General features: G+C 72.1%; 24 protein-coding genes. 8 read left to right on the top strand and 16 right to left on the bottom strand.

What is annotated here, in order from left to right:
* Nucleotides 1-76 precede the first annotated feature (76 nt).
* On the top strand, nt 77-1,657 hold the full coding sequence (locus ABZ267_RS02405) for an alpha/beta hydrolase (protein ID WP_356746825.1): 1,581 nt from the start codon (nt 77-79) through the stop codon (nt 1,655-1,657).
* A 70-nt stretch (nt 1,658-1,727) separates the two neighbouring features.
* On the opposite strand, the gene moeZ is transcribed toward ABZ267_RS02405, so the two are convergent.
* The 12 genes from moeZ to ABZ267_RS02345 all read right to left on the bottom strand — a co-directional run bounded on the left by moeZ (nt 1,728) and on the right by ABZ267_RS02345 (nt 16,292).
* Nucleotides 1,728-2,906 (bottom strand): adenylyltransferase/sulfurtransferase MoeZ, encoded by a 1,179-nt coding sequence (gene moeZ, locus ABZ267_RS02400; protein ID WP_030561087.1) that lies wholly within the window; start codon nt 2,904-2,906, stop codon nt 1,728-1,730.
* A gap of 99 nt (nt 2,907-3,005) precedes the next feature.
* Nucleotides 3,006-3,845: a spherulation-specific family 4 protein gene (locus ABZ267_RS02395; protein ID WP_356746826.1), complete on the bottom strand. Its 840-nt coding sequence runs from the start codon at nt 3,843-3,845 to the stop codon at nt 3,006-3,008.
* On the bottom strand, nt 3,833-4,798 hold the full coding sequence (locus tag ABZ267_RS02390; RefSeq protein WP_356746827.1) for an NAD-dependent epimerase/dehydratase family protein: 966 nt from the start codon (nt 4,796-4,798) through the stop codon (nt 3,833-3,835). The genes ABZ267_RS02395 and ABZ267_RS02390 overlap by 13 nt, the downstream gene beginning before the upstream one ends.
* Before the next feature lie 190 nt (nt 4,799-4,988).
* Nucleotides 4,989-6,140, bottom strand: coding sequence for a hypothetical protein (locus ABZ267_RS02385; protein ID WP_356746828.1), 1,152 nt, complete (start codon nt 6,138-6,140; stop codon nt 4,989-4,991).
* Nucleotides 6,133-7,893: a DUF3492 domain-containing protein gene (locus tag ABZ267_RS02380; RefSeq protein WP_356746829.1), complete on the bottom strand. Its 1,761-nt coding sequence runs from the start codon at nt 7,891-7,893 to the stop codon at nt 6,133-6,135. The genes ABZ267_RS02385 and ABZ267_RS02380 overlap by 8 nt, the downstream gene beginning before the upstream one ends.
* Before the next feature lie 190 nt (nt 7,894-8,083).
* The gene (locus ABZ267_RS02375) at nt 8,084-9,751 is read right to left on the bottom strand and encodes an ABC transporter ATP-binding protein (RefSeq protein WP_356746830.1); all 1,668 of its coding nucleotides are present in this window, start codon (nt 9,749-9,751) and stop codon (nt 8,084-8,086) included.
* A complete protein-coding gene (locus ABZ267_RS02370) occupies nt 9,748-10,737 on the bottom strand; it encodes an ABC transporter permease (protein WP_356746831.1) in 990 nt (329 codons plus the stop codon). Before ABZ267_RS02370 ends, ABZ267_RS02375 begins: the two co-directional genes overlap by 4 nt.
* Nucleotides 10,734-11,744 (bottom strand): ABC transporter permease, encoded by a 1,011-nt coding sequence (locus ABZ267_RS02365; RefSeq protein ID WP_356746832.1) that lies wholly within the window; start codon nt 11,742-11,744, stop codon nt 10,734-10,736. The genes ABZ267_RS02370 and ABZ267_RS02365 overlap by 4 nt, the downstream gene beginning before the upstream one ends.
* A 20-nt stretch (nt 11,745-11,764) precedes the next feature.
* Nucleotides 11,765-13,489 (bottom strand): ABC transporter substrate-binding protein, encoded by a 1,725-nt coding sequence (locus tag ABZ267_RS02360; RefSeq protein WP_356746833.1) that lies wholly within the window; start codon nt 13,487-13,489, stop codon nt 11,765-11,767.
* Between the two features lie 236 nt (nt 13,490-13,725).
* Nucleotides 13,726-13,821, bottom strand: a complete 96-nt coding sequence (locus ABZ267_RS02355; protein WP_316943073.1) for an Ms4533A family Cys-rich leader peptide — start codon at nt 13,819-13,821, stop codon at nt 13,726-13,728.
* A 78-nt stretch (nt 13,822-13,899) separates the two neighbouring features.
* The gene (locus ABZ267_RS02350) at nt 13,900-15,318 is read right to left on the bottom strand and encodes a DUF3152 domain-containing protein (protein WP_356746834.1); all 1,419 of its coding nucleotides are present in this window, start codon (nt 15,316-15,318) and stop codon (nt 13,900-13,902) included.
* 8 nt (nt 15,319-15,326) lie between these two features.
* Nucleotides 15,327-16,292 carry an alpha/beta hydrolase gene (locus ABZ267_RS02345; protein WP_356746835.1) on the bottom strand — a complete coding sequence of 322 codons (966 nt, stop codon included), beginning with the start codon at nt 16,290-16,292 and terminating at the stop codon, nt 15,327-15,329.
* 125 nt (nt 16,293-16,417) lie between these two features.
* Here ABZ267_RS02345 and ABZ267_RS02340 point away from each other — a divergent pair, with 125 nt between their 5' ends.
* The 4 genes from ABZ267_RS02340 (at nt 16,418) to ABZ267_RS02325 (ending at nt 18,320) form a co-directional block, all read left to right on the top strand.
* The gene (locus ABZ267_RS02340; protein ID WP_356746836.1) at nt 16,418-16,633 is read left to right on the top strand and encodes a hypothetical protein; all 216 of its coding nucleotides are present in this window, start codon (nt 16,418-16,420) and stop codon (nt 16,631-16,633) included.
* Between the two features lie 167 nt (nt 16,634-16,800).
* A complete protein-coding gene (locus ABZ267_RS02335) occupies nt 16,801-17,445 on the top strand; it encodes a TetR/AcrR family transcriptional regulator (RefSeq protein ID WP_356746837.1) in 645 nt (214 codons plus the stop codon).
* Nucleotides 17,446-17,605: 160 nt separating this feature from the next.
* Complete coding sequence (locus ABZ267_RS02330) at nt 17,606-17,833, top strand: DUF3107 domain-containing protein (protein ID WP_018489160.1); 228 nt, start codon at nt 17,606-17,608, stop codon at nt 17,831-17,833.
* A gap of 214 nt (nt 17,834-18,047) precedes the next feature.
* Entirely contained in the window at nt 18,048-18,320 is a 273-nt protein-coding gene (locus ABZ267_RS02325) for a hypothetical protein (RefSeq protein WP_356746838.1), read from the top strand.
* Between the two features lie 17 nt (nt 18,321-18,337).
* Here the strand turns inward: ABZ267_RS02325 and ABZ267_RS02320 are convergent, their stop codons facing one another.
* Nucleotides 18,338-19,084 (bottom strand): ferritin-like fold-containing protein, encoded by a 747-nt coding sequence (locus ABZ267_RS02320; RefSeq protein ID WP_356746839.1) that lies wholly within the window; start codon nt 19,082-19,084, stop codon nt 18,338-18,340.
* Between the two features lie 451 nt (nt 19,085-19,535).
* Here ABZ267_RS02320 and ABZ267_RS02315 point away from each other — a divergent pair, with 451 nt between their 5' ends.
* Nucleotides 19,536-21,746, top strand: a complete 2,211-nt coding sequence (locus tag ABZ267_RS02315; protein WP_356746840.1) for a DEAD/DEAH box helicase — start codon at nt 19,536-19,538, stop codon at nt 21,744-21,746.
* A gap of 171 nt (nt 21,747-21,917) precedes the next feature.
* Nucleotides 21,918-22,790, top strand: coding sequence for an alpha/beta hydrolase (locus ABZ267_RS02310; protein ID WP_356746841.1), 873 nt, complete (start codon nt 21,918-21,920; stop codon nt 22,788-22,790).
* Between the two features lie 3 nt (nt 22,791-22,793).
* On the opposite strand, the gene ABZ267_RS02305 is transcribed toward ABZ267_RS02310, so the two are convergent.
* Nucleotides 22,794-23,687 carry an NYN domain-containing protein gene (locus ABZ267_RS02305; protein WP_356746842.1) on the bottom strand — a complete coding sequence of 298 codons (894 nt, stop codon included), beginning with the start codon at nt 23,685-23,687 and terminating at the stop codon, nt 22,794-22,796.
* A 157-nt stretch (nt 23,688-23,844) separates the two neighbouring features.
* Between ABZ267_RS02305 and ABZ267_RS02300 the strand changes: the two genes are divergently transcribed.
* Nucleotides 23,845-23,997, top strand: a complete 153-nt coding sequence (locus ABZ267_RS02300) for a hypothetical protein (RefSeq protein ID WP_356746843.1) — start codon at nt 23,845-23,847, stop codon at nt 23,995-23,997.
* A 118-nt stretch (nt 23,998-24,115) separates the two neighbouring features.
* On the opposite strand, the gene ABZ267_RS02295 is transcribed toward ABZ267_RS02300, so the two are convergent.
* Both ABZ267_RS02295 and ABZ267_RS02290 read right to left on the bottom strand, forming a co-directional pair.
* Complete coding sequence (locus ABZ267_RS02295; protein WP_202591658.1) at nt 24,116-24,721, bottom strand: MarC family protein; 606 nt, start codon at nt 24,719-24,721, stop codon at nt 24,116-24,118.
* A 129-nt stretch (nt 24,722-24,850) separates the two neighbouring features.
* The gene (locus ABZ267_RS02290; RefSeq protein ID WP_356746844.1) at nt 24,851-25,717 is read right to left on the bottom strand and encodes a PHP domain-containing protein; all 867 of its coding nucleotides are present in this window, start codon (nt 25,715-25,717) and stop codon (nt 24,851-24,853) included.
* Nucleotides 25,718-25,773: the final 56 nt, after the last annotated feature.

The raw sequence follows: 25,773 nt of genomic DNA, 5'->3' as shown, positions 1-25,773 counted from the left end.
CCTTTAGCATGACGGGACATCACGAACGCCCGACGCGTCACCACCGGCTTCGGGCCACGGGGACGGGAGCCGGATCATGCGTGTGCACCGAGCGGCGGTACGGGCCGGAGCGGGCCTGCTGGCGGCGGGACTGCTCGCGGGCTGCGGGCTGCTCTCCAAGGAGCCGGAACCGTCCGCGACCGCGGACGGCCGCCCCGGTGACGCCTCCGCCTCTCCGTCACCGAGCCTGAACGAGACCCCGAAGACCTCGCCACTGCCCGCCGCGCTCACCTCGCAGCGCCCCGACTGGCAGCGCTGCAAGCCTCCGCGCAACGGCGGCGCGCCCAGCTCCGAGTGGCGCTGCACGAGCGTCGAGGTGCCCTTGGACTACGCGAAGCCGTCCGGCGGGACGCTCTCCGTCGCACTGATCCGCAAGGAGGCCCGGGACAAGGACCGCCGGCTCGGCTCGATGCTGTTCAACTTCGGCGGCCCGGGCGGCTCAGGCGTCGAGATACTGCCGCGCGCGGCCTCCTCGTACGAGAAGCTCAACTCCCGCTACGACCTGGTGGGGTTCGATCCGCGCGGGGTCGCGGCCAGCTCCGGAGTGAACTGCCGCACCGACGAGGAGCAGGAGCGGGCCCTGCGGAGCGTCGACCTGACACCGGACACGGCGGCCGAGGAGGCGGCGTTCCTCAAGGACGGCGCGGACTTCGGCGCGGGCTGCGAGCGCCGGTCCGGCAAGGTCCTCCCGCACGTCGGCACGTCCAACGCCGCCCGCGACCTGGACCTGATCCGCCAGGTCCTCGGCGACGACAAGCTGTCGTATTTCGGCTTCTCCTACGGTACGGAGCTGGGCGGGACGTACGCGCACCTCTTCCCGCAGAACGTGGGCCGCACCGTGCTGGACGCGGTCATCGACCCGACGGCCGACGGCGTCGGGCACGCGCGCAATCAAGCGAGGGGCTTCCAGCGCGCTCTGGAGAACTACTTCAAGGACCGCGGCGAGAACCCGAAGACGGCCTCGGAGCGCATCGCCCGGCTGCTGGCGGGCATCGACCGGAAGCCGCTGCCGACCGCGTCCGGCCGCGAGCTGACCGAGTCCCTCGCGCTCACCGGCATCGTCACCCCGCTCTACTCGCAGTCCAACTGGCCCGCGCTGACCGCCGCTCTGGACGAGGCGGAGAACAAGGGCACCGGCGACGGGCTGCTCCAGCTCGCCGACTCGTACAACGGACGGGACGAGGACGGGCGTTACGACACCCAGGCCCACTCCCAGCGGGCCATCTCCTGCGCCGACTCCAAGGCCCGCCCGACGGTGGGCGAGGCCCGCGCGCTGCTGCCGGAGTTCCGCAAGCTCTCATCCGTGTTCGGGCCGTTCCTGGCCTGGGACACGGCGGGCTGGTGCGCGCAGTGGCCGGTCGACGGCGAGCACGAGACGCCGGAGACCAGCGCGCCGGGCGCGGGCCCGATCCTGGTCATCGGCACGACCGGCGACCCGGCCACGCCGTACGAAGGGGCGCAGCGGATGGCGGACGAGCTGGGCAAGGGCGTCGGCATCATGCTCACCAACAAGGGTGAGGGACACGGGGCTTACGGCGAGGGCGACTGTGTGACCCGGGCCGTGGACGACTACTTCCTGGACGGGAAGGTTCCGGAGGACGGCACGACCTGCGGGTGACGCGCACGGGAGAAGGGGCCGGTCCACACGAGGTGGTCCGGCCCCTTCTCCGTAGGTACTGCGTGACGCTCTAGTAGATCGGCTTCTCCGGCTCGATCTGGTTGACCCAGCCGATCACGCCGCCGCCGACGTGCACCGAGTCGGCGAAGCCCGCCGACTTGAGGACCGCGAGGACCTCCGCGCTGCGGACACCCGTCTTGCAGTGCAGGACGATACGGCGGTCCTGCGGGAGGTCCTGGAGCGCGTTGCCCATGAGGAACTCGTTCTTCGGGATCAGCTTCGCGCCCGGGATCGAGACGATCTCGTACTCGTTCGGCTCGCGGACGTCGATGATCTCGATCTTCTCGTCGCCGTCGATCCACTCCTTGAGCTGCTTGGGAGTGATCGTGGAGCCGGCCGCCGCCTCCTGGGCCTCCTCGGAGACGACGCCGCAGAAGGCCTCGTAGTCGATGAGCTCGGTGACGGTCGGGTTCTCGCCGCAGACCGCGCAGTCGGGGTCCTTGCGGACCTTGACCTGGCGGTACTGCATCTCCAGGGCGTCGTAGATCATCAGGCGGCCGACCAGCGGGTCACCGATGCCGGCGAGCAGCTTGATCGCCTCGGTCACCTGGATCGAGCCGACCGACGCGCACAGCACGCCCAGCACGCCGCCCTCGGCGCAGGACGGGACCATGCCCGGCGGCGGCGGCTCCGGGTAGAGGCAGCGGTAGCAGGGGCCGTGCTCGGACCAGAACACGGAGGCCTGGCCGTCGAAGCGGTAGATCGAGCCCCAGACGTACGGCTTGTTCAGCAGCACGGCCGCGTCGTTGACCAGATAGCGGGTGGCGAAGTTGTCCGTGCCGTCCACGATCAGGTCGTACTGGGCGAAGATCTCCTTCACGTTCTCGGCCTCGAGCCGCTCCTCGTGAAGGACCACGTTGACGTACGGGTTGATGCCCAGCACGGAGTCCTTGGCCGACTGCGCCTTGGACCGGCCGATGTCGGCCTGGCTGTGGATGATCTGGCGCTGCAGGTTCGACTCGTCGACCTCGTCGAACTCCACGATGCCCAGCGTGCCGACACCGGCCGCGGCGAGATACATCAGAGCCGGAGACCCGAGACCGCCGGCGCCCACACAGAGCACCTTGGCGTTCTTCAGGCGCTTCTGCCCGTCCATCCCGACATCCGGGATGATCAGGTGGCGGGAGTACCTGCGGACCTCGTCGACGGTGAGCTCGGCGGCCGGCTCGACCAGGGGTGGCAGCGACACAGGAACCTCAACAATGCAGGTGGTCGGATTTACGTATATCGACTGCACGTCCATCGACTACGTACGGTTGTTCTTCCGGTAACACTGCCACGCCCCTTCTCATTCCGAGATACCGGGTCCGATCCGCGAGACGATTTCGTCCCAGTACCTGGGCAGCGCGGCGAATGGATCGCTTTGTCCGTTCCGTCCGTCGCCGCTCCGCCCGCCCCGGTCCGTGAAGAAGATCGTCCCGGCGCCCTGCCAGCGGGCGACGCGCATCGCCTCGTCGAGATGGGTGCGCGGTACCCCGTGGACGAAGTGCGCGAACCGCTCCGGCGGATAGTCCGCCGTCCACTCGGCCACCTGTGACCAGCGGTAGTCGGTCCACGGGCCCTGGAAGGTGACCAGTTGGTCGGCCGCCTCGGCATAACCGGGGTACGGGTGGGTGCCGTGGCCGAGGACCAGGCGGCCGCCGTCGTCCGCGCTGTCGCTCTCCGCGAGGAGCGCGTGGAGCGTGCCGGTGAGCCGGCGTACGCCGGGCAGGTCGGCCCGCTCGGCGGAACAGCGGGCGAGGTAGAAGCCGCCGACCCGGTACCAGTCGATGAAGGCCCGGGCGTCCGCGATCAGCTCGTCGAACGGCCGGGTGCCGTAAGCCAGATCGAGGTGGCCGAGGAGCCGGCCGCCGCAGGCGCGTACGGAATCGTCCGGAGCCTCGCCGTGCAGCGCGCGTTCCCGGGCGTTACGGAGTCTGCCGGCCACCTCCAGACAGTGCGGGTCGGGCCGGGTGCCGGGGCCCTCCGCGATGTTGAGGACGGCCCAGTGCAGCGGCGTGCCCGGGCGGATCAGCTCGGCCCACTCGGCCGGAGCGAGCAGCGGGTGGGCGTAGCCCGGGACGCCGAAGCCGAGCTGTTCGCCGCCGGCGATCCTGCGGGCGTCGGCGGGAGCGGTCAGATACGGCACGCCGCCTCCATCCAGATGTCCGCGAGCGACTCCTCCAGGTTGATCCGGGGCCGCCAGCCGAGCCGGTCCCGCGCGGTGCGGACGTCGGCCTGCTGCCAGGCGCCGCAGCCGTCCGGGTACGGCGACGGGGTCGCGGAGAGGTGCTCCATCACCGACTCGGCGGAGGTGCGCGGGGCGCCGATCGGCAGGCGCGGAGGCGGCGAGTCCAGCTCGTGGAGTGCGCCGGCGTATCCGGCGACCCGCGCCAGTACGGCGGCGGCGTCGCGGAGGCGGACGGCGCGCCCGGTACCGATGTTGATGACGCCTTGCGCGGCGGAGAGCGAGGCGGCGTGGACGGCCCGCGCCACATCCCGTACGTCGACGAAGTCCCGCTGCACACCGAGGCCGCTGAGCTTGAGCTCGCCGTCGCCGGACTGCATGGCCCGGCGCATCGCCTCGGCGAGCCGGCCGAGCGGCGATCCTGCGGGCGTGCCGGGGCCTACGGGTGAGAAGACCCGGAGGACGACGGCGTCGAGGCCCGAGCCGAGGACCAGCTCGGTGGCGGCGAGCTTGCTGACGCCGTACGGGCCGCCGGGGCGCGGGACGGCGTCCTCGGCGGTGGAGGAGCCGGGCTGCGATGGGCCGTACTCGGAGGCGCAGCCGACCTGGACGAGCCGGGCTCCGCAGCCGCTGCGGCGCAGGGCCTCGCAGACGGTGGCGACGGCGACGGTGTTGTGGCGGGTGAGGTCGCGGGCTCCGCCGCGGGTGGCGCCCGCGCAGTTGACGACGACTCCGGGGTGGACGGCGTCCAGGAAGCGGGTGAGCGCTCCCGGGCTGCCGCCGGCGAGGTCGAACCGGACGTCCGCGTCGTCGCCGCGGCCGAGGGCCGTGAGGTGGACAGCGGGGTCGGCGAGCAGCCGGTCGGCGACGAAGCGGCCGAGGAATCCGTTGGCTCCGAGCAGCAGCACCCTCATCGCGCACCGCCTCGGTGCCGACGGCGGGCTGCCGGTGCGGGGGACTGGGGGGTCATGGCGGGTTTCTCCTTGGTGGGTCGGTTCGCCGGTCGGCGCGTTGTCGGACAGGGCCCGCGGCGTCGGCTCCGCGGGAGTGGTGCGATGGTGCGGTTCTGGTGGCGGCGGTCTTCCTGCGGGGGTACGGGGTCGGTCAGGCCCTGCTGTGGGCGGAGGCGCGGGAGAGTGCGGCGCAGGCGTGGACCAGGAGTCCGAGCGCCGCCGCTCCGCAGGCGAGAGCGGGGACGGCGCCCGGGCCGCCCGCCGCGACGAGCGCGTGGACGGGTCGGGCGAGGGGTTCGAGGCCGGGCAGCCGGCCGGCGAGGACGAGGGCGGGAGCGGCGGCCTCCACGGCACAGGCGGCGGCGAGTGCGGCGGTGCCCGGCTCGGGCAGTCCGTGCGCGGCGAGCAGCCGGGCCAGGAAGAGCAGCACTCCCAGGGCGGCGGCCGCGACCGGCAGTCCTTGGGAGCCGAGGCCGAGACCGGCCAGGAACAGCAGAGGCAGCAGAGCGCAGAGGAAGAACGCGACGGCAGCCAGGAGCAGGGGACGCACTCCGGCACCGAACTCCTCCAGTGCGCGGCTTCCGGTGAGTTTGCGGTGGGCCCGCACGGTGAAGAGGTGCGCGCACCAGGCCGCCGGGGCGAGCGCGGCGGTGAGGCCGAGCAGCGGGGCCGGGTCGGCCGCCCACGGCCCGTCCGGGCCGCCGCTGACGACCTGGCCGATCAGCCCCTCGCCGTACACCGCGAAGCTCAGGAGCCAGCAGGCGTACATCCCGGCGCGGCCCGCTCCTTCAGGCGCGCGCAGAGGTCCGCGGCCCAGGCAGAGCCGGAGCGCGAGGCACGCCAGGAGTGCGCCGGAGAGGGTCACGGCAACCCGCGCTCCTCCGCCGAGCGCCCCTTCGGTGACCCGGAGCAGCCCTGCGGTGGCGAGGCAGGCGGCGCCGGGCAGCAGCGCGAGCAGCGTCCACCCGGCGCGCGCCTCGGTGTCGGGACCGGGCGGTGGAGGTGCGGCCGGTGAGGGGCCGGCGGGTGTGCGGGCGTACAGCTCCTCGGCGAGCGTGAACACGTCCCGGTGGCGGTAGCGGGCGGCGGTCCGGTCGGTGAGGCCGTGGGCCTCGAGCCCGGCGGCGATCTCCAGCGGACTCACGGCCCGTTCGCACAGGTCGCGGTGGTGGTGCATCAGGGACTTCACGGGGTCGGCGGGGCCGCGGCGCGCGGGAGTCGCCGGCCTGCGGTGCGCCGCGCGCGGCGCGATCTCCGCGGGGCGGTCTTCTCCGTGGTCGGGGCCGATCTCGTGGTCACGCATCGCCGTCCTCCGGTCCGCCGGTGGCCGCGCGGACACACACGGGCTCCGGCTCCGACCCGTCGGCCCAGCTCGTCACGGAGGGCTGTGGCTGGGTCCAGTGGCCGAGGAGGCGGGACTCCGCCGGAGTGGCGAAGAGCAGAGGCTCGCCGTCCGCGTCCACCACGTCGGCCTCCCGGCGCACCGGCGCGTGCGAGATCAGCTCCAGGTAAATGCCGCGAAATGCCGCGAGGTTCTGTTCGACGGTGAAGAGTTCGAGCGCGCGGGCCCGCGCCGCCGCACCAAGCCGCGCCCGGCGCTCAGGGTCGCGCAGCAGCGCGATACAGGCGTCCGCCAGCGCTCGCGGGTTGCGCGGCGGCACCACCAGTCCGGTGCCGCCGATGACCTCCACGACGGCTCCGACGTCCGTGGAGACCGTGGCACGGCCGCAGAACATCGACTCGACGAGGCTGATCGGGAAGCCCTCGACTGCGCTGGAGAGCACGGTCACGCCGCCCGCCGCGTACGCCTCGGCGAGGTCGGGCACCTCGGGCCCGCCGATCTCCTCGAAGGTGACCGGGCTGACGCCTTCGGCGTGAATGCCGGTGGCCTCGTCCGGGAAGAGCTGGGCGGCCAGCGCGCGGCAGTGCGCGAGGTACGTGGTGGCCTCGCGCTCGTCCGAGGGCGCGCCGAAGATCCGCAGCCGGGCGGCTGGTTCGGCACGGCGGACCTCGGCGAAGGCGTGGAGCAGCGCGATCAGGTCCTTGGCGGGCTCGATCCGGCCGACCCAGACCAGCGTGTCCGGGCCGCCCTGGTCGTCGTGCTCACCGACCCGGGCGAACCGCTCGGCCGCCATTCCCGGGTAGACCGTGCGCTGCTTGGCGGGGTCGGCGCCGCACCGCTGCTGCCAGCGGCGGACGTGCGTGTTGCCGGGCGTGATGAGCGCGGCCTGCCGGTAGACCTCGGCGGCCAGCAGGCCGTGGAAGGTGGCGAGGAGAGCGCGCACCGGAGCGCCGAAGGGCGCATCCGGCGCGGCGAGGTGGTGCGCGCGGAGCTGTACGCCGTGCTCGGTGACCAGGAGCGGCACACCGAAGAAGCGTTTGGCCAGCAGCCCCGGAATCGCGGCCGCTCCGCCGGACGCGGCGTGGCAGAGGTCGACCGCGCCGAGGCTCTCGGAGGCGTACCAGTCGAGCGAGAGCGGGCGCAGGACGCGCTCCAGTTCGGCGGCGAAGGCGAGGTGGTCCACGACGGTGGCGCTCTGCACGGTCCGGCCGGTCCCGCGCGCACGGGAGGCGGCCTCCAGGATCCGTACGGTGGTCTCGGAGCGGAGGGCCGGGTGGAGTCCGCCGCGCTCCCGGGCCAGCTCGGCGAGACCGTAGAGGCCCTCGGTGAAGAGTCCGCCGTCGGTGGCCGGTTCCGTACCGGCGTCCTCGGTGGCGCAGATCGCGGTGGCCAGCGCCCGCAGATGGCCGGCGAAGCGCCTGCGGTCGCGCCGCCCGTAGGAGGCGCCGCCGCCGGTCACCAGCCTGGCGAGCAGACCGCGTTCCCCGCTGCCGCGCCGGGTGCCGTCCTCGGGGGTCCAGAGCGGCGCGGTGCGCACCCGGCTGACGTGGTGCGGCAGCCGGACCCAGCCCTGGTCCTCCTGGTGGGCGGAGCGGCTCAGCGCGAAGAGGTCGAACTCGTGCTGCGGCAGTCCGCGCACCAGACGGTCGCACCAGAGCCTGGACTCACCGGCCGCATACGGATAGCCACCGTCGGTGAGCAGTCCGATCCGCACGAGTGCACCCCCGATCTCCCTTGTGGGCGGCCGCCGTTGGAACGGCGACTCACAGCGGGACGACGTTAAGCGGATACGTCGGTGGCGCGACGGACGGTTGTCCGTCGCACCACCGAAAGGGGTGAACCGTCGTAACTTTCCCGCCTCGACCGCGTTCCGTCGCGATACAGCGGTCGGTTGTCACGGAGGGTCAGGCTGCGGCCAGCTCCTTGCGGGCCGCGCGGCGGGCCGCCGCAACGCCGGGATCGAGCGCGGGAACGGCCGCCAGCAGCTGTTTCGTGTACGGGTCGCGAGGGTCTCCGTACACCTCGTCGGCCGGGCCCTGTTCGACGATCAGGCCGCCGCGCATCACCGCGACCCGGTCGCTGACCTGCCGGACCACGGCGAGGTCGTGGGCGATGAAGACCAGGCCGATGGAGAGCTCCTGCTGGAGTTCGGCGAGCAGCGCGACGACCTGGGCCTGGGTGGTGACGTCGAGCGCGGAGACCGGCTCGTCGCAGACGATCACCTTCGGATCGGCGGCCAGCGCGCGGGCGATCCCGATGCGCTGGCGCTGTCCGCCGCTGAACTCGTGCGGGTAGCGCTCGAAGTGCGCCGGGTCGAGCCCGACGCGCTCCAGGAGTGCGCCCACCCGGTCCCGTACGCGCCCCTCGTCGCGCTCTCCGGCGGCCCGCAGCGGGTCGGCCACGGACTCGCCGACCGAGCGGCGCGGGTTGAGCGAGGCGACGGGGTCCTGGAACACCATCTGGAGCTCACGCCTGAAGGGCCGCAGCTCCTTCTCCGACAGCGAGCCGATCTCCGTACCCCCGTAACGGAGGCGGCCCGCCGTCGGGTCCAGCAGGCGCACCAGCATCCGGCCGAGCGTGGTCTTGCCGCTGCCGCTCTCACCGACGATGCCGAGCGTCCGACCGGCGTGCACGGCCAACGAGACCCCGCCCACGGCCGCCACCTTCCCGCTCCCCCGGCCGAACTCACGCCGCAGACCGACGGCTTCGAGCAGCGGTACGGAGTCCTCGGCAGTGCGCGGTGGAGGTACCGGTACCACCCTGCGCGTCTCCACTCTCGGCACCGCTGCCAGCAGCTCCTTCGTGTACGCCTCACGCGGCGATCCCAGCACCCGGGCCACCGGCCCGCGCTCCACCTCGCGGCCGCCGCGCATGACGAGCACCTCGTCCACGCTCTCGGCGGCCACGCCCACGTCGTGCGTGACCAGCAGCAGCCCCGTGCCGGTCTCCTGGCGGAGGTCGTGCAGCAGGTCCAGGATCTGGGCCTGCACGGTGACGTCGAGAGCGGTGGTCGGCTCGTCCGCGATCAGCAGGCGCGGTTCGCAGGCCAGGGCCATCGCGATGAGCGCCCGCTGCCGCATCCCGCCGGAGAACTCGTGCGGCCGGAGCCGGGAGCGGCGGGCCGCGTCCGGGATGCCGACCCGGTCCAGCACCTGGACGGCCAGGGCTCGGGCGGCCTTGCGGGAGACGCGGTGGTGGACCCGGCGGACCTCGGCGATCTGGTCGCCGATGGGGTAGTACGGGTCGAGCGAGGAGAGCGGGTCCTGGAAGACCATGGCCGCCTTCGCGCCGCGCAGCGCCCGCAGTCCGGCGTCGTCGGCCGCGTTCACGTCCGTACCGGCGACGCGGACCGTGCCGCCGACCCTGGCGCCTGTGCCGCGGTGCAGGCCCAGCAGCGCGTAGGCGGAGGCGCTCTTGCCGGAGCCGGACTCGCCGACCACGGCGAGCGCACCGCCCGCCTCCAAGGTGAACGAGAGCCCGTCCACGGCCCGTACGGACCCGAAGTCGACCGTGAGACCGGAAACGTCGACCAAGAGGTCACGCGTTGTCTTCAGTAGGTCGTGCGTTGTCATGAAAGGACCACCCGTCGGTCGGCCAGCGCGTACAGCAGGTCCGCGACGGCATTGGCGAGGACGACGAAGAACCCGGTCACCAGCACCATGCCGACCACCACCGGCAGGTCGACGACTTTCACCGCGTGGACCAGCTCGCGTCCGATGCCCGGGATGCCGAAGAGGGACTCGGTGAGCACCGCGCCGCCGAACATCGAGCCGAAGTCCAGCGCGCTCAGCGCGATGACGGGCGCCACCGCGCCCCGGAGCGCGTGCCGGCCGACGATGGCCCGCTCCCCGACCCCGTACGCCCTGAAGGTGCGCACATGGTCCTCGGCGAGCGTCTCCAGCATGGCGCTGCGGGTGAGCCGCGCGTACTTCGCGGACTCGATCAGCGCCAGCGACACCCACGGCAGGAGCAGGCCCCAGGCCCACTGTTCGGGGTCCTCGGCGAACGGCACGTAACTCGGTGCGGGCAGCCACTGGAGGGTGGAGCAGAACACGATGATGAGCAGCAGTCCGATCACGAAGACCGGCGTGGCCGAGCCCGCCAGCGTGATCCAGGTCAGGACGCGTTCGGTGAGCCGGCCGCGCCGCCAGGCGGAGAGCACACCGGTGCCGACGCCGAGCAGCAGCCAGCCCGCGAAGGCGCCGATGACCAGCGAGCCGGTGACCGGGAGCTTGGCCAGGATGAGCTGCGTGACCTGCTGGTCGGACTGGTAGGAGACGCCGAGGCAGGGCGCGGAGCAGTGCTCCACGCCGGTGCCGGTGGAGAAGTCGCGCCCGGCGACGATGCCTTGGAGGAAGTGGCCGTACTGCACGTACAGCGGGTCGTTCAGCCGCAGCTGCTCGGTGACCTGCGCGACCTGGGCCGGCGAGCAGCGCGGGCCGCAGGCGATCTGGGCGACGTCGCCGGGGGCCACGTAGAAGATGCCGTACAGGATGGCGGTCAGGGCGAACAGGACGAGGACGGCCCCGCCGAGCCGCCGGATGAGAAACCCGGTCATGCCGCGTCCTCCTTGGTCTGCTTCGCGCCGACGCGGGTCTGCTTCATGCCGACGCGCAGGCGGGACGCGGCGCGCGGGTCGAGTGCCGTACGGACGCCTTCACCGAGGACCGTCAGCGCTAGGACGGTGACGAAGAGGAGTCCGGCCGGGAGCAGCAGATAGGTCGGGGCCGCCTGGTACCAGGTGTCGGCCTCGGTGAGCATCTGGCCCCAGGACGGCGTGGGCGGTTTGATGCCGACGCCGAGGAAGGAGAGGGCCGCCTCCACGATGATGTTGGACGGGAAGGCCAGGGCGCCGTACGTGATCACGGGAGCGGCGAGCGAGGGCAGCAGTTCGCGGCGGGCGATGGACCACTTGCCGCGTCCGCTGAGCCGGGCCGCCGAGACGAAGTCGAGCGACTTCAGCGTGAGCGCCTGGGCCCGCACGATCTTCGACGTACCGGCCCAGTTGATCCCTCCGATGACCAGCGCGATCAGGACGGGCCGCGGGAAGGTGTCGGGGACGATCGCCAGGAGCGCGAGCGCGATGACCATGATCGGCAGAGCGACGTTGATGTCGGTGATCCGGCTGAGGAGCTGGTCGACCCAGCGGCTGCCGAGCGCGGCGGCCAGGCCGATGATCAGACCGAGAGTGATCTGCAAGGCGGTGGCGACGAGGGCCACGCCGAGCGAGACGCGGGCGCCGTGGACGATCCGGGCGAACAGGTCGCGGCCGGTCTGCGGTTCGACGCCGAGCCAGTGGTCGGCGCTGATGCCGCCGAACGATCCGATCGGGACGCCGCCGGCCGCCGAGTCGACGAGGTCGGGATGGTAGGTGTTCGGGTCCTGGCCCGCCAGTGCGGTGAGCAGCGGCGCGGCGAGCGCGGCCAGGACGAGCAGGAGGACGACGAGGGCCGCGGCGAAGGCCGCGCGCTGGGCGCGCAGCCTCCGCCAGAACAGCCGGGCCCCGGAGGCGGGCGCGACGACCGGTGCCGCTCCCGCCTCCTGGACCAGCAGGGCTTCCGACATGGTTACGTGACCGCGACCTGTTACTTGACCGCGACCTGGGAGACGTCGAGGACGCCGGTCCAGTCGCTGATGACGACGTTCTTGACGTCCTGGCCGTACAGCCGCTTGTAGACGGGGTGGAACAGCGGCACGGTCAGCGCCTTCTCACCGATCTTCTGGTCGAGCGCGCCCCAGCGGCCGGCGGCGGCCTTCAGGTCGGTGAGCTTGTTGATCTCGTCGATCTCCCGGTTGACCTCGGGGTCGTTCAGGAAGCTGGTGTTGTAGTTGGCGCCGTTCTCGACGATCTGCCGGCCGTCGAAGATCGGAGCGAGGAACGGGCCGCCGGACGGCCAGTCGGCGCCCCAGTGCGCGAGGAAGAAGCCGGGCTCCTTCTTGGCGTCGTGGATGGTGTCGGAGTAGTCGTTGTCCTCCAGGCCCTGGAGCTTGACGGTGATGCCGGCCTTCTTGAGCGCGGCCTGGAGCGCGGTGGCGATCTCCGGGCTGGTCTCGAAGTCCTTGGCGTTGGAGTGGGTCAGCGTGACGGTGAGGCCCTGGTCGTAGCCGGCCTCCTTCAGCAGCGCCTTCGCCTTCGCCGGGTCACCGGTCTTCCCGGCCGGGAAGTGGTCGTAGGGCGTGTGGCCGAAGGAGTCCCGCTCCGGGAGGAAGGTGGTGGCGGGCTCGGCGAGTGAGGAGCCGCCGGCCGCGTTGACGACGGAGGTGCGGTCGACGGCGTACGAGATCGCCTGGCGCACCTTCGGGTCGTCGAAGGGCTTCACCTTCGGGTTGAAGGCGATGTAGTTGGTGTAGCCGAAGTGTCCGGTGCCGACCCGGGCGGCGAGCTTCTTGTCGCTGCTGACCTTGGCGAGTTCGGCCGGGCCGAGGTTGGTGTCGGTGGTGACGGCGGCGGCGTCGGGGCCCTGGGACGCGGAGAGCCGCTGGTTGATGACGGCGGCGTCGAGGCCGGAGCGGACGTCGATCCGGTCGGGATAGGCCTTGCGCTCCTCGTCGGTCGCGGCCGACCAGTGCGGGTTGCGCTCCAGTACGAGCCGCTCGCCGTCGTTCTCGTTGGTGACGACCTTGTACGGACCGGAGGAGACCGGGTGCTCCTCGTACTTGGTGCCGGTGTCCTTGGCCTTGGGTACGGGAGTGGTCTGGGTCTGGGTCGCCAGGTACGGGAACTCGCCTTCGGGCTTGTTGAGCCGGAAGACGATGGTCCGGTCGTCGGGCACCTCGATGGAGTCGAGGCCCTTCTTGTCCTTGTACGGGCCCTGGTAGTCGGCGCCGCCGATCAGCCAGTCCCGCAGGTAGGGCGCGCCGCCGGAGAGCTCGGGCGCGAAGGAGCGCTCGATGCCGTACTTGATGTCGGCGGAGGTGATCGCGGTGCCGTCCTCGTACTTCAGACCCTCCTTCAGCGTGTACGTCCAGACCGTGGCGTCCTTGTTGGGCTTGCCGAGGTCGGTGGCGAGGTCCGGGACGACCTGCGCGCCGTCGGCGCCGTCCTCGCGGTTGCGGGTGGTGAGGGTGCGGAAGACGAGGGAGGGGACGTTGCCGCCGCCGGAGGTGTAGAGCCGGGCGGGGTCGAAGTCCTGCTGGGTGTTGCGGTTCAGGACGGTGAGCGTGCCGCCCTTCTGCGGCGTGCCCTCGGCTCCGGAGCCGCTGTCGCCGCCCTTGCTGTCCTCGGGACCGCAGGCCGCGGCACCCGCGGCCAGGACGAGGGTGACGGTGGCCGCGGCCACGCGGCGCGATATGACGGACGGTTGACGCATCGGAAGATGACCTCTCGGTGTACTGCGAAAGCAACGCGGAAAAAGGAAAGGAGAATCCGCGCAGGCGACAGCACGAGAAAGGCCCTGGGCCATGGAACGGGCCGCGTAGAGGAAATGCCGCGCCTGCGGACGGAGTGAGGTCCAGGCGCGGCGGTCACGGGCCGTCCGGAGCCGTTCGGAAACTCACGGATGGGTCACGCGAAAAGAGAAAAGCCGGCAGCGCGCTCGGACAGGCGTCAACGACAGAGAACGTCGGCTACGCAGTGCCCGGTCACGCCGAGAAGCGCCAGCTCAAGGGCGGCGATCTCGGAAGGTGCGGGGCTGCGTGACATGCCGAGAAATATGAACGACCGCCTTGACCGCTGTCAAAGCGGAACAGGACGGCCGTCTCGGTATGCGGACACGCGTCGTCAACTACCGGGGTACACCCAGGGGTTGGGCTTGCACTTGATCCCGTCGATGTCCAGGGATTTGGTCTGCTGCTGCATCACCGGCGCCGGAGCGCCGGGCGTGCGACAGCTCACATGATCGTGTCCGAGCCGGTGGCCGACCTCGTGATTGATGAGCATCTGACGGTAGGCCAGCATCTGCTTCGGGCCGAAGGTGGCGGAACCCTGGGCCCACCGGTAGGCATTGATCATCACGCGGTCGGTCGAGGCGGAATCGCACGAGACGTTCTGGACCGTCGTGTCCAGACCGGATTTCGCACACCATTCACCGGTCGTCCCGGGACTGGCGAGCGTGATCACGAAATCGGGGCTCCCGGAGGAGATCCGCTCGAAGGTCATCGCACCGTTGTGCGCCCAGCTCCGGTCGTCGTTCAGCGTCTTCTGCACGGCCTCGGCGAAAAGGCCGGCGTCGAGGGAGAGGCCCTTCTCGACATCGATCCGGTAGCGGTACTTCTGTCCCTTGCCGGGCGCCTTCGCCAGTCCGGGAACGGCCTCGAACGCGCCGCTCGCCTTCAGGTCCGCGGCGAGCGGAAAGGGCTCAGCCATCTTGGCCGCGTACGACAGGGGCTTGACCTCGGGAGGCCTGGTGGCGGGCTGGTCGGGCGTCGGGCGGGCGTCCGAGCGCGAGGCGTCGTCGCCGCCGTCCCGCTCCACACCGGCCGCCCGCTCCGCCACCGCCGTCCGGCCGGCGGAGTCCTCGGCGACCTGTCCGGCGACCACGACCGCGAGCACGGTCGTCACCGCGGCGGCGGCGATCCCGGTGAAGGTCCGCCCCTTGCCGCTCCTGGGCTCAGGCCGTTCGGCGGGATCGCCGTCCGGGCCGTCGCCGGGTCCTGCCGGAGGTCCGGCGTCGGAGGTCCCGGAGGTTACGGCCGAGGCGGGCGCATCGGCGTCGAAGGCGTCGACGAACTCGCGGCGCGGGCCCGGCATCGCACCAGGTCCGGCGGCCGGCTGACGCACCGTTCGCCCGTCGGCGGCGCGCTGAGCGGCCCGCTGGGCGGACACCTGGCGGGCCACGGCCTGTTCGCGGGCGGCGCCGTCCTGGTCCTGGCGGGCCGGAGCGCCGTACGGCTGTGCGCAGGAGGGGTTGCCCAAAGACGCCTGCCGGGTGCCCCAGCCGCCGCCCGGCTCGTGCTGCTCGGGGTGGCCACCGCGCACCCGCGGAGCGTCCTGGAAGGGCGCGGCCGGATAGGGGGCGTCGAGGAACGCGGTGTCCCGGTGCGGTGCGTGCCCGTCGGCGGAGGGCGCGGGGCCCTGGCGCCTGCGCCGGCCGCCGCCGGTCGCGGTGGCGGGGCGGGGTACGGCGCGCCGGCCGCCCGGATCCGCCGCTGCGGCGTCCGGGCGGGTGGCCTCGGCGCTCTTTCGGCTGTGTCGTCCCACGCCCCGGATCAGCTCCCGCCACAATCGTCCAGCAGTTCCCGGAACGCCTGGGCTACCGCCTCCGGGTACTCGATCATCGCCACGTGCCCCGCGTCGGGCAGGGTCAGCAGCCGGGCGTCGCGGAAAGCCGCGGACGCCCTGCGTGCCATCCGGTACGAGACGAGCTGGTCCCGTCCGCCGTACACGAGCTGGGTCGGTGCGAGCACCCGCTCGGCCTGGCGCCACAGTCCGTGCTGGCCGCCCAGGGTGTACGCGTCCACGATGCCCCGGGCCGAACGCGTCATCGCGTCCCAGAAGTACGGCAGCTCCAGCCGGCGCTCCATCTCGGCCACCGCGTTGCGGAAGGCTTCGTCGGAGACCCGTTCCGGATCGCCGTAACAGAGTGCCATGACTCCGCGGGTCCGCTGCTCCGCCGTCCAGCCCTTCGTGAGCCGGGCGAACAGCGGAGCGATCCCCGGCATCGCCAGGAGACCGGTCGGCACGGCGGGCCGCTGCACCCGCCACTCGGGCAGCGCGGGCGAGATCAACGTGAGGGTGCGCACCAGGTCGGGGCGGACGGCGGCGACCCGGGTGGCGACCGCGCCGCCCAGGGAGTTGCCGAACAGGTGGACGGGTCCGCGCTCGGCGCCGTCCAGCAGCCGGATCACCGCACGGGCGTGCCCGGTGATCGAGTAGTTGCCGTCGTCCGGCGGCGGCGAGTCACCGAATCCGGGCAGGTCGACGGCGTCGGGATCGACCACGTCCGTCAGCAGCGGCATCAGCGCCGACCAGTTCTGCGAGGAGCCGCCGAGGCCGTGCACGAAGAGCGCGGGGGCCAGTCCCGTCCGGTCGGCGGGCCGGGAACGGACGGTCAGCGTGAGCCCGGGAAGGGCCACGGAACGCAGCCGCTCGCCCTCGGCGACCCGGACGGCGCTGACCGTGGGAGCCACCGCGGCGGCGACGGCTTGGGCACCCGGCAGCTCGGTCGAAGACATGCGCCAATGTTACGAGACGATCACGCCGCCGTTCATGTGTTCGCGGTCACAGGCCGCATCGCGGGGTAGGTGTGTTGCTCCTACGCTTCAGAGGAAGCGGCTACAGGGGAAGAAAGGGAGTCACCATGACGGTCGACCCGAGCGACCCGGACACCTTCGAGAGCACTGAGCCGGAGGCACCGGGTCCGGAAGCGCCGGAGGCGGATGCCGCCGAGCAGCGGACGGACATCCGGCCGGAGGAGGACGAACCGGCGGAGAGCGTCGACCCGGCCACCGCCGACGAGGCCGATGCGGCGGAACAGCGCAGGGTGATCCCGCTGGACGAGGACGATTACCGGTAGACCGCCCCGCTTTGTCCCGGGCCCCGGAGAACTGTGGCTTCCACCCGCGTCCGGTCCGTGAAATTCTGCGTCCGCGCCGCGCGCACCGGGGTTACCCAAAAGTACGATGGCTGTACGGCGCAGCGTGTACGGATCGGCTGTGCTGGAACACACATTTGGGAGGCGGCGTGAGCGCCATCGAGCAGACAGAGGCAGCGCGCCCGCGGGGCACGCGCCTTCCCCGCCGCGCCCGACGCAATCAGCTGCTGGGCGCCGCGCAGGAGGTCTTTGTCGCACAGGGCTACCACTCCGCGGCGATGGACGACATCGCCGAGCGGGCCGGCGTGAGCAAGCCGGTGCTCTATCAGCACTTTCCCGGCAAGCTGGAGCTCTACCTGGCCCTCCTCGACCAGCACTGCGAGTCGCTGCTCCAGGCCGTGGTGACGGCGCTGGCGTCGACGACGGACAACAAGCTGCGGGTCGAGGCGACGATGGACGCCTATTTCGCGTACGTGGAGGACGAGGGCGGCGCCTTCCGGCTGGTCTTCGAGTCCGACCTGACCAACGAGCCCGCCGTACGCGAGCGGGTCGACCGGGTCTCGCTCCAGTGCGCCGAGGCGATCTCCGACGTGATCGCCGGGGACACGGGCCTGTCCAAGGACGAGTCCATGCTCCTGGCGGTCGGCCTCGGCGGCGTGTCGCAGGTGGTGGCGCGCTACTGGCTCTCCAGCGGCTCCAGCATCCCGCGCGACACGGCGGTGCAGCTGCTCACCTCGCTGGCCTGGCGAGGCATCGCGGGCTTCCCGCTGCACGGCGTCGAGCAGCAGCCCTGAAGCCCTCCGGGCGGCGCGGACACCCTGGCGTGGCCGCGTCCCGGAGCGTGTTCGCTGCGGGCGTTGCCGGTCGGGCCGTGAGCCGTGGTCCCACCGGGCTAATGTGGCTGCGTACGGCGCGGTTCGCCGCGCAGGGACTGACCGTCGGAGGGACATAGCCGTGGAGGTCAAGATCGGGGTGCAGCACTCGCCCCGCGAGATCGTTCTGGAGAGCGGGCTTTCCGCCGAGGACGTCGAGAGCGCGGTCGCCGCCGCACTGGGCGGCAAGGCGGAGCTGCTGAGCCTCACGGACGACAAGGGCCGCAAGGTCCTGGTGCCGGCCGACCGGATCGCGTACGTGGAGATCGGTGAGCCGACCACGCGGCGTGTGGGGTTCGGCGCGCTGTAGTCCTCGGACGCGGTGAGCACGGGAGCGGCCCGGCGGGATCTTCCCGCCGGGCCGCTCCCGCATGCCCTGCGGAAAGACCTGGTACGCCGTGGGAGCCGGAGCCGTACCCGTAAGGGTTTCCCCAGCTCCGCGGAGGGTTGTACGGCATGGGCCAGGGGTAGTAGCGCCTACGACCGATTTGCCCGCCCCGCACACCCCCGCGAGGTGATCGTTAGTGCTCTGGGAATCCTTCGGCGCCGCCGCGCTCGGACTCGTCCTCGCCTGGGCGGCCGTCCACTCTCTGGCCGACCGGCTCCCCTCCGCCCGTGCTGTTTATCTCACCGGTGCGCTGGGGGCGGTGTTCGGAGCGTTCCTCACGCACTCGGCGCTGGGCCCCGGCCATGGCGTGGCGACCCTGATCGGCGCCGTCTCCGTCGGGGCGGTGACGCTGTCGCTGCTGATCCGCCCGCGCGGCCGCCGCCTCACGAGGTCGGCGGCGGCCCAGTAGCCCGGCGTCACGCGGTCCTACGCGGCCAGCCCCAGCGCGGCCATGCGCTTGGTGTGGGCCTCGGTGATCCGGGAGAACATCCGGCCCACCTCCGCCAGGTCGAAGCCGTCCGCGACGCCGCCCACCAGCATCGTCGAGAGCGCGTCGCGGTCGGCGACCACCCGCTGGGCCTGCGACAGTGCCTCGCCCATCAGCCGGCGGGCCCAGAGCGCGAGCCGCCCGCCGAGCCGGGGGTCGGCCTCGATCGCGGCGCGCACCTTCTCCACGGCGAAGTTCCCGTGGCCCGTGTCGTCGAGCACGGCGAGGACCAGGGAGCGGGTGTCGGTGTCCAGCCGGGCCGCGACCTCCCGGTAGAAGTCGCTGGCGATCGAGTCGCCGACGTACGCCTTGACCAGGCCCTCCAGCCAGTCGGACGGTGCCGTCTGGCGGTGGAAGTCGTCCAGCGCCTTGGCGAACGGCTCCATCGCGGCGGTCGGGTCCTCGGCGACGGCGGTGAGCCGGTCGGACAGCTGCTCGAAGTGGTGGAACTCGGCGGAGGCCATCTTCGCCAGCTCCGCCTTGTCCCCGAGGGTCGGCGCGAGTTTCGCGTCCTCGGCGAGGCGCTCGAAGGCCGCCAGCTCGCCGTAGGCGAGGGCGCCCAGCAGGTCCACGACGGCGGCGCGGTACTGCGGCTCCGCGGAGGCGGTGGCCCAGTCCTGGGCGGCGATTCCGGTCGCTCCGGGCGCTTCTTCGGGGTGGTCAGTGGCGTTGTCAGGCGTCTCCATGAACCGCACAATAGCCCGCCGGACGAGGGACGGAACGGCCCGGCGAGAAGCGGACATCACACCGATCCGATGAATTCGTCCAACACACATGCGCGAATCCGGGGTACAGTGGTATTGCGCTTACTGAGCATTTTCCTGTGCCAGGGGCGCGTCCTTTGAATGAGGATGCCCGGTCGGTGGCCCGATCGGCTCCGACCCGACAGCCCTCCACGCGGTGCGTACGACACGTACGACTGCAGATGAGGGGCCCCCTCAGCGGCACGAGCGCTCGAGCGACGGCAGTGGTCCCGCGCCACCCGGCCCATCCACGGCCGGATGACCAACCCCGGCACGGTACGACCCCCAGCGTTCGCCTCGGACCGCGTCTCACAGAAGAGGCAGCACCCTGACTACGTTCCGCGACCTCGGCATTCTTTCCGAAACGGCCGAAGCCCTCGAGGCAGTCGGCATCATGTCCCCCTTCCCCATCCAGGAGATGACGCTTCCCGTAGCGCTCTCCGGCTCCGACGTCATCGGCCAGGCCAAGACCGGCACCGGAAAGACGCTCGGCTTCGGGCTCCCGCTCCTGGAGCGCGTGACCGTCCCCGCCGACGTCGAGGCCGGACGCGCCACGCCCGAGCAGCTGACCGACGCGCCGCAGGCGCTCGTCGTCGTCCCCACCCGTGAGCTGTGCCAGCAGGTCACCAACGACCTGCTGACCGCCGGCAAGGTACGTAACGTCCGCGTTCTCGCGATCTACGGCGGCCGGGCCTACGAGCCCCAGGTCGAGGCCCTCAAGAAGGGCGTCGACGTGATCGTCGGCACCCCGGGCCGTCTGCTGGACCTGGCGGGCCAGCGCAAGCTCGACCTCTCCCACATCCGCGGGCTCGTCCTCGACGAGGCCGACGAGATGCTGGACCTGGGCTTCCTGCCCGACGTCGAGCGCATCATCACGATGCTGCCGCCCAAGCGCCAGACGATGCTGTTCTCGGCCACCATGCCCGGTGCCGTCATCAGCCTCGCCCGCCGCTACATGTCGCAGCCGACGCACATCAACGCCACCTCGCCCGACGACGAGGGCACGACCGTCAAGAACACGGTCCAGCACGTCTACCGCGCGCACAACATGGACAAGCCGGAGATGCTCTCGCGCATCCTCCAGGCCGACGGCCGCGGGCTCGCGATGATCTTCTGCCGTACGAAGCGGACGGCCGCCGACATCGCCGAGCAGCTGGAGAAGCGCGGTTTCGCCTCCGGCGCGGTCCACGGCGACCTGGGCCAGGGCGCCCGCGAACAGGCGCTGCGCGCCTTCCGCAACGGCAAGGTCGACGTCCTCGTCTGCACCGATGTCGCCGCGCGCGGCATCGACGTCGAGGGTGTGACCCACGTCGTCAACTACCAGTCGCCGGAGGACGAGAAGACCTACCTCCACCGCATCGGCCGCACCGGCCGCGCGGGCGCCAAGGGCATCGCGATCACGCTGGTCGACTGGGACGACATCCCGCGCTGGCAGCTGATCAACAAGGCGCTGGACCTGAAGTTCCCGGACCCGCCGGAGACGTACTCCACCTCGCCGCACCTCTTCGAGGAGCTCGGCATCCCGGCGGGTACCAAGGGTGTGCTGCCGCGTGCCGACCGGACCCGTGCCGGTCTGCGGGCGGAGGAGGTCGAGGACCTCGGCGAGACCGGTGGCCGCGGCCGCAAGTCCACCGCGCCGGCTCCGGCCCGCGAGGAGCGCGAGCCGCGTACGCGTACGCCGCGTCAGCGCCGCCGCACCCGTGGTGGGTCCGCCGCCGAGGGCGCCGCGACGGTGCCCGCGCCCGCCAAGGAGGCCACGCCGGTCGCTCCGGCCGGTGACGAGGCCGCCGAGGCGCCGCGCACGCCGCGCCGCCGTCGCCGTACGCGGGTGAGCGCCGCCGAGGCCGTGGCCGAGACGGCTGTGGCCGAGACGGCTGTGGCGGTCGCCGAGGCTCCGGCCCAGGTGGCTGCCGCTCCGGTGGCCACGGCTGCCGAGACCGTGGCCGCTGTGGTCGAGGCCGAGCCGGTCGCGGAGACCGTCGCCGAGGCCAAGCCGCGCCGCCGTCGCAGCCGCGCCGCCGCGATGCCGGTGGCCGAGGCCGTGGCGCAGGTTCCGGCCGCCGCCGCTCCGGCGGAAGCCGGGTTCCAGACCGTGGCCGCCGCCGCGGGCATCGCGGAGCCGGTCGCCGAGCCGGTCGCGACCAAGCCGCGCCGCCGCGCCCGGATCGTGAAGCCCGCCGACGAGGTGGACTTCCAGATCGCGCCGGCCTCCGAGCCGGAGCCCCAGTCGAAGACCCGCCGCCCGGCCCGCGCCACCAGCCGGCCGAAGGCGGAGTCGAAGCCGAAGGCGGAGGCTGCTCCCAAGGCGTCCAAGGCCGCCAAGGCCGAGGCCGGTGCGGAGGCCGCGTCGAAGCCGAAGAGGGCGTCGCGGGCGAAGGCCACGGCCCCTGCCGAAGCCGTTACGCCGGAGGCTCCGGCCGCCGCCGAGGCCGAGGCCAAGCCGCGCCGCCGGGCGACCCGCAGCGTCACCTCGACCGCGACCCAGGAGGCCGCCGTGGTCTCCGAGGCCGAGGCCGTGGTGAGCGAGGCCGCCGCCGAGGCGAAGCCCCGCCGCCGCCGCGCCACCCGCGCCGCCGGCAAGGCCACGGTGACGACCGAGAGCTGACGGTCCGGCGAGACCGCTCGAGGCCCCGGCCCCGGCCCCCGCAGACGCGGGGGCCGGGGCCTCCTCGCTGCCAGGACACGGCGCCTCGGCACGGGCACCCGGCCGCACCGCGCCACGGAGACCCGCCCGCCCGGTCGTGCCCCACGCCCACCGCGGCGATAGCCTCGCTCCATGAGCCGCCCGCCCACCTTCACGCCGCCCGCCTGCGCCACCTCCCGTGTCCTGCGTACCGAGCGCGGCGACTTCGCCGTCCTGGACGCCGTGCCGGCCACCGCTCCCGCACGCGCCACCGCACTCCTGCTGCCCGGGTACACCGGCAGCAAGGAGGACTTCGTCGCGCTGCTCGAACCGCTGTGCGCGGCCGGGTACCGGGTCGTCGCCGTGGACGGTCGCGGGCAGTACGAGTCGGAGGGGCCGGAGCGTCAAGAGGCCTACGGGCAAGGAGAGTTGGCGCGCGATGTGCTGGCTCAGGCCGCCGCGCTGACCGGAGGTGACGGGACGCTGCACCTGCTCGGTCACTCGCTCGGTGGCCAGATCTCCCGCGCGGCCGTCCTGCTCGACGCCACCCCGTTCCGCTCGCTGACGCTGATGTCCTCCGGCCCGGCCGAGATCGTCGCCGGCCAGCGGGACAAGGTGAAGATGTTGAGCGACGCGCTCTCCGTGCTCTCCATGGAGGAGGTGTGGCAGGCGATGCGGGCCCTGGATCCACCGCAGGAGGCGGACACCGGCGACGGCGAGGACATGCGCCGGCGGTGGCTGCGCCACAACCCGGCGCAGCTGATCGCCACCGGCGCCCAGCTCTCCGCCGAACCGGACCGGGTGGACGAGCTGGCCGCTCTCAAGCTTCCCGTCCACGTCCTGTCCGGCGAGCGCGACGACGTATGGCCGGTGGAGCAGTTCGACGCGATGGCCCGGCGGCTCGGCGCGCACCGCACCACGATCGGCGGCGCCGAGCACTCCCCCAACACCGCCCGCCCGCACGAGACGGCCGAGGCGCTCGCCGCGTTCTGGGACACCGTTCCCGACGCCCAGGAAACCGCCTGAGGCTCAGTACTGCGACTGCAGGTGCTGCCAGAAGCCGTCGCGCAGGGCCCGGCGCAGGTGCGCGTGGCCACGTAGCGAGTGCTGGAGGAGACGTTCGGCCTCCACCAGCAGGTCCTGGTCGACCGAGCCCGGCAGGTAGGGGTGGCCGGGCAGCAGGTCGGCGAGGGATTCGCGGCCGCGGGCGGCGAGCCAGGCGGCGGCGATCTGGGCGCCGACGAAGCGGACGTCCTCGCGTGAGGGTGCCGGGGTGTCGTCCTCGTACGTCGTGACCGGGCGCCGGGTGACGTAGGGGCGGCAGAAGTCCAGGTCGAACGTGCGCTGGCTGTCGACCTCCCAGAGCAGCGGTTCGGCCTGGTTGCGGCCCTCGCCGGCCTCGATGCCCCAGAGGTGGACGCGGGCGCCGTAGCCCTGGGCCGCCTCGACCGCCGAGACCAGGTCCTCGTCACCGCCGATGAGGGCCGCGTCGCTGATGGCGCGGTGCCGGGCCAGCGATTCCAGGTCGGTGCGGATCAGCGAGTCGACGCCTTTCTGCTGGTTGTTGGCGTTGAGGTTGCCGAGCCGCACCTTGACGTCCGGGAGTTCGGCGATGGCCTGCTGCTCGGTGGTGTGGATGCGGCGCCTGGCCCCGTCGTACCAGTACACGCGCAGCAGCCGGCTGTCCGCGAAGATCGTGCGGGCCCGGTCGATGAAGGCCTCGATCAGCCCTTCGGCATCGAGATCGAAGGAGCGGCGGTCCTCGGTGCCGGTGACGAGCAGCCCGGCCGCGGCGTACACATAGCCCGCGTCCACGAAGATGGCGTGGGTGGAAGGGGTCTTGGAGACCTCCACGAGCATGCGCTGGAGCAGCTCGTTGGTGCGGTCCAGACGCTCGACGATATCCGCCGGGTACTTAGACATCCAAAAAATTTCCTTAGCGTAGGGAATGTTTGTACCAGGCAAGCCGTTGTAACACTCGTGGAACGCGAGGGAAGCCTCGCGTTCCTATCCTCGCGGGTAAGCCGTATCGCCCGCGCCAGAAGTTCTCCAGCAGGAGGATCAGACGAAGGGAAGCCCCATGCGCTTCGAGATCATGCGACTCGACGACGTCGACGGTACCGCCGTGGACAGCACCGTCGTGGACGCCGCCTCCGTCAACCGGATCGTGCAGAAGGCCGCCGCCATAGGCCAGCGCATCTACATCCGGCCGGCCGACAGCTCGGCCTCGTAACGCTTCATGGGTCATGGGCTTCCGCACATTGACGCCTGATCACGCATTGCGCCGCTAAAGACGAAGCGCCCCCGCACGGAAGGACCGTGCGGGGGCGCTGTGGTGTGCGGGGACGGGCTCAGGAGGTCTGGATGACCTGCGTGACGCCGTTGATGATCTGCTGTACGGCAATGGCCGAGAGCATCATCCCGGCGAGCCGGGTCACCAGGACCACACCGCCGTCCTTGATGATCCGGATGATCACCAGCGAGTAGCGCATCGCGAGCCAGAGCACCACGTGCATGGCCGCGATCGCCGACCAGACGGAGAGCTGGCCGCCGAGGCCGTCGGCGTGCTGCACGGCCAGGATGACCGAGACGATCGCACCGGGACCGGCCAGCAGCGGCATGCCCAGCGGTACGAGCGCCACGTTGACGTCCTTGGTCTGCGTCGGCTCGTCCGTCTTGCCGGTCAGCAGGTCCAGCGCGATGAGCAGCAGCAGGAGACCGCCCGCGATCATCAGAGCGGGCACGGAGACGTGCAGATAGTCGAGGATCTGCTGGCCGAGCAGACCGAAGACGGCGATCACGCCGAAGGCGACCGCGACGGCCTGGAGCGCCATCCTGCGCTGCACCTTGGCAGGGCGGCCCGCGGTGAGGGCCAGGAAGATCGGGGTGATTCCGGGCGGATCCATAATCACGAAAAGGGTGAGGAAGAGTGATCCGAAGACAGCGACGTCGAACACAGTGAGCCTTGCGAGAGATGAGCGGGCGGTACGGGAGCGCACGGGCCCGGCCGGTCCGGCGTCGGCGTACGACGGCAGACAGGAGGGGCGCGCGAGGAGTGGGACGTGGTGCGGTGGAGAGCGTGGGGCCTACCGGCGGGCGGTTCCGCCCGCGCCCGGCACCGGGAAGGCTCCCGTGGCGCGCCGGGTGATCTCGCCGTAGATCTCGGGGTCGGTGGTGTACTCGCCGAGCCCGACGGTCTTCCGGCTGCCGTGGTAGTCGCTGGAGCCGGTCGGCAGGAGTCCCAGCTCGCGGGCGAGGCCGCGCAGCCGGGCCCTGGTCGGCTCGTCGTGGTCCATGTGGTCGACCTCGATGCCGTCGAGTCCCGCGGCGGCGAGCGCGGCGATCGTGGTCTCGGGGACCGTCGCACCGCGCTTGGTGGCGCCGGGGTGGGCGAAGACGGTGACGCCGCCGGCCGCCTTGACGAGCCGGACCGCCTCGAAGGGATCGAACTCGTGCTTCTCGGCGAACGCCCGGCCGCCGTTGCCGAGCCAGTCGGGCGTGAAGGCGTCGGAGACCGTGTCCACCACGCCCGCTTCGACGAGAGCGGCGGCGACGTGCGGACGGCCGACCGAGCCGTCCCCGGCGATCCGGGCGACCTGCTCCCAGCTGATGGGCACGTCGAACGCCCGGAGCTTGCGGACCATCTCCTGGGCGCGCGGCACCCGGTCGTCGCGGACCAGTTCGCGGGCGCGCTCCAGCTCGGGTTCGGCGGGATCGAAGAGGTACGCCAGCATGTGCATGCTCACGCCGTCGACGCGGCAGGAGAGCTCGGCGCCGGTGACGAGGGTGAGCCCTTCGGGCAGCGCGTCGATGGCCTGCTTGTGGCCGCCGACGGTGTCGTGGTCGGTGAGCGCGACGACGTCCAGACCCGCGGCGGCGGCGTTCGCGACCAGCTCGGCGGGGGTGTCCGTACCGTCCGACGCGGTGGAGTGGGTGTGCAGGTCGATACGCACGACGGCTGACTCCAGGGCTCGCGGGCGGACGGGGGACCGCTCAAGGGTAACCGCCG

The organism is Streptomyces sp. NPDC006174 (assembly GCF_040614075.1).
Taxonomy (GTDB): domain Bacteria; phylum Actinomycetota; class Actinomycetes; order Streptomycetales; family Streptomycetaceae; genus Streptomyces.
Note: the sequence above shows the minus strand (reverse complement) of the source record. Positions and strands in the feature narration are given on the sequence as shown.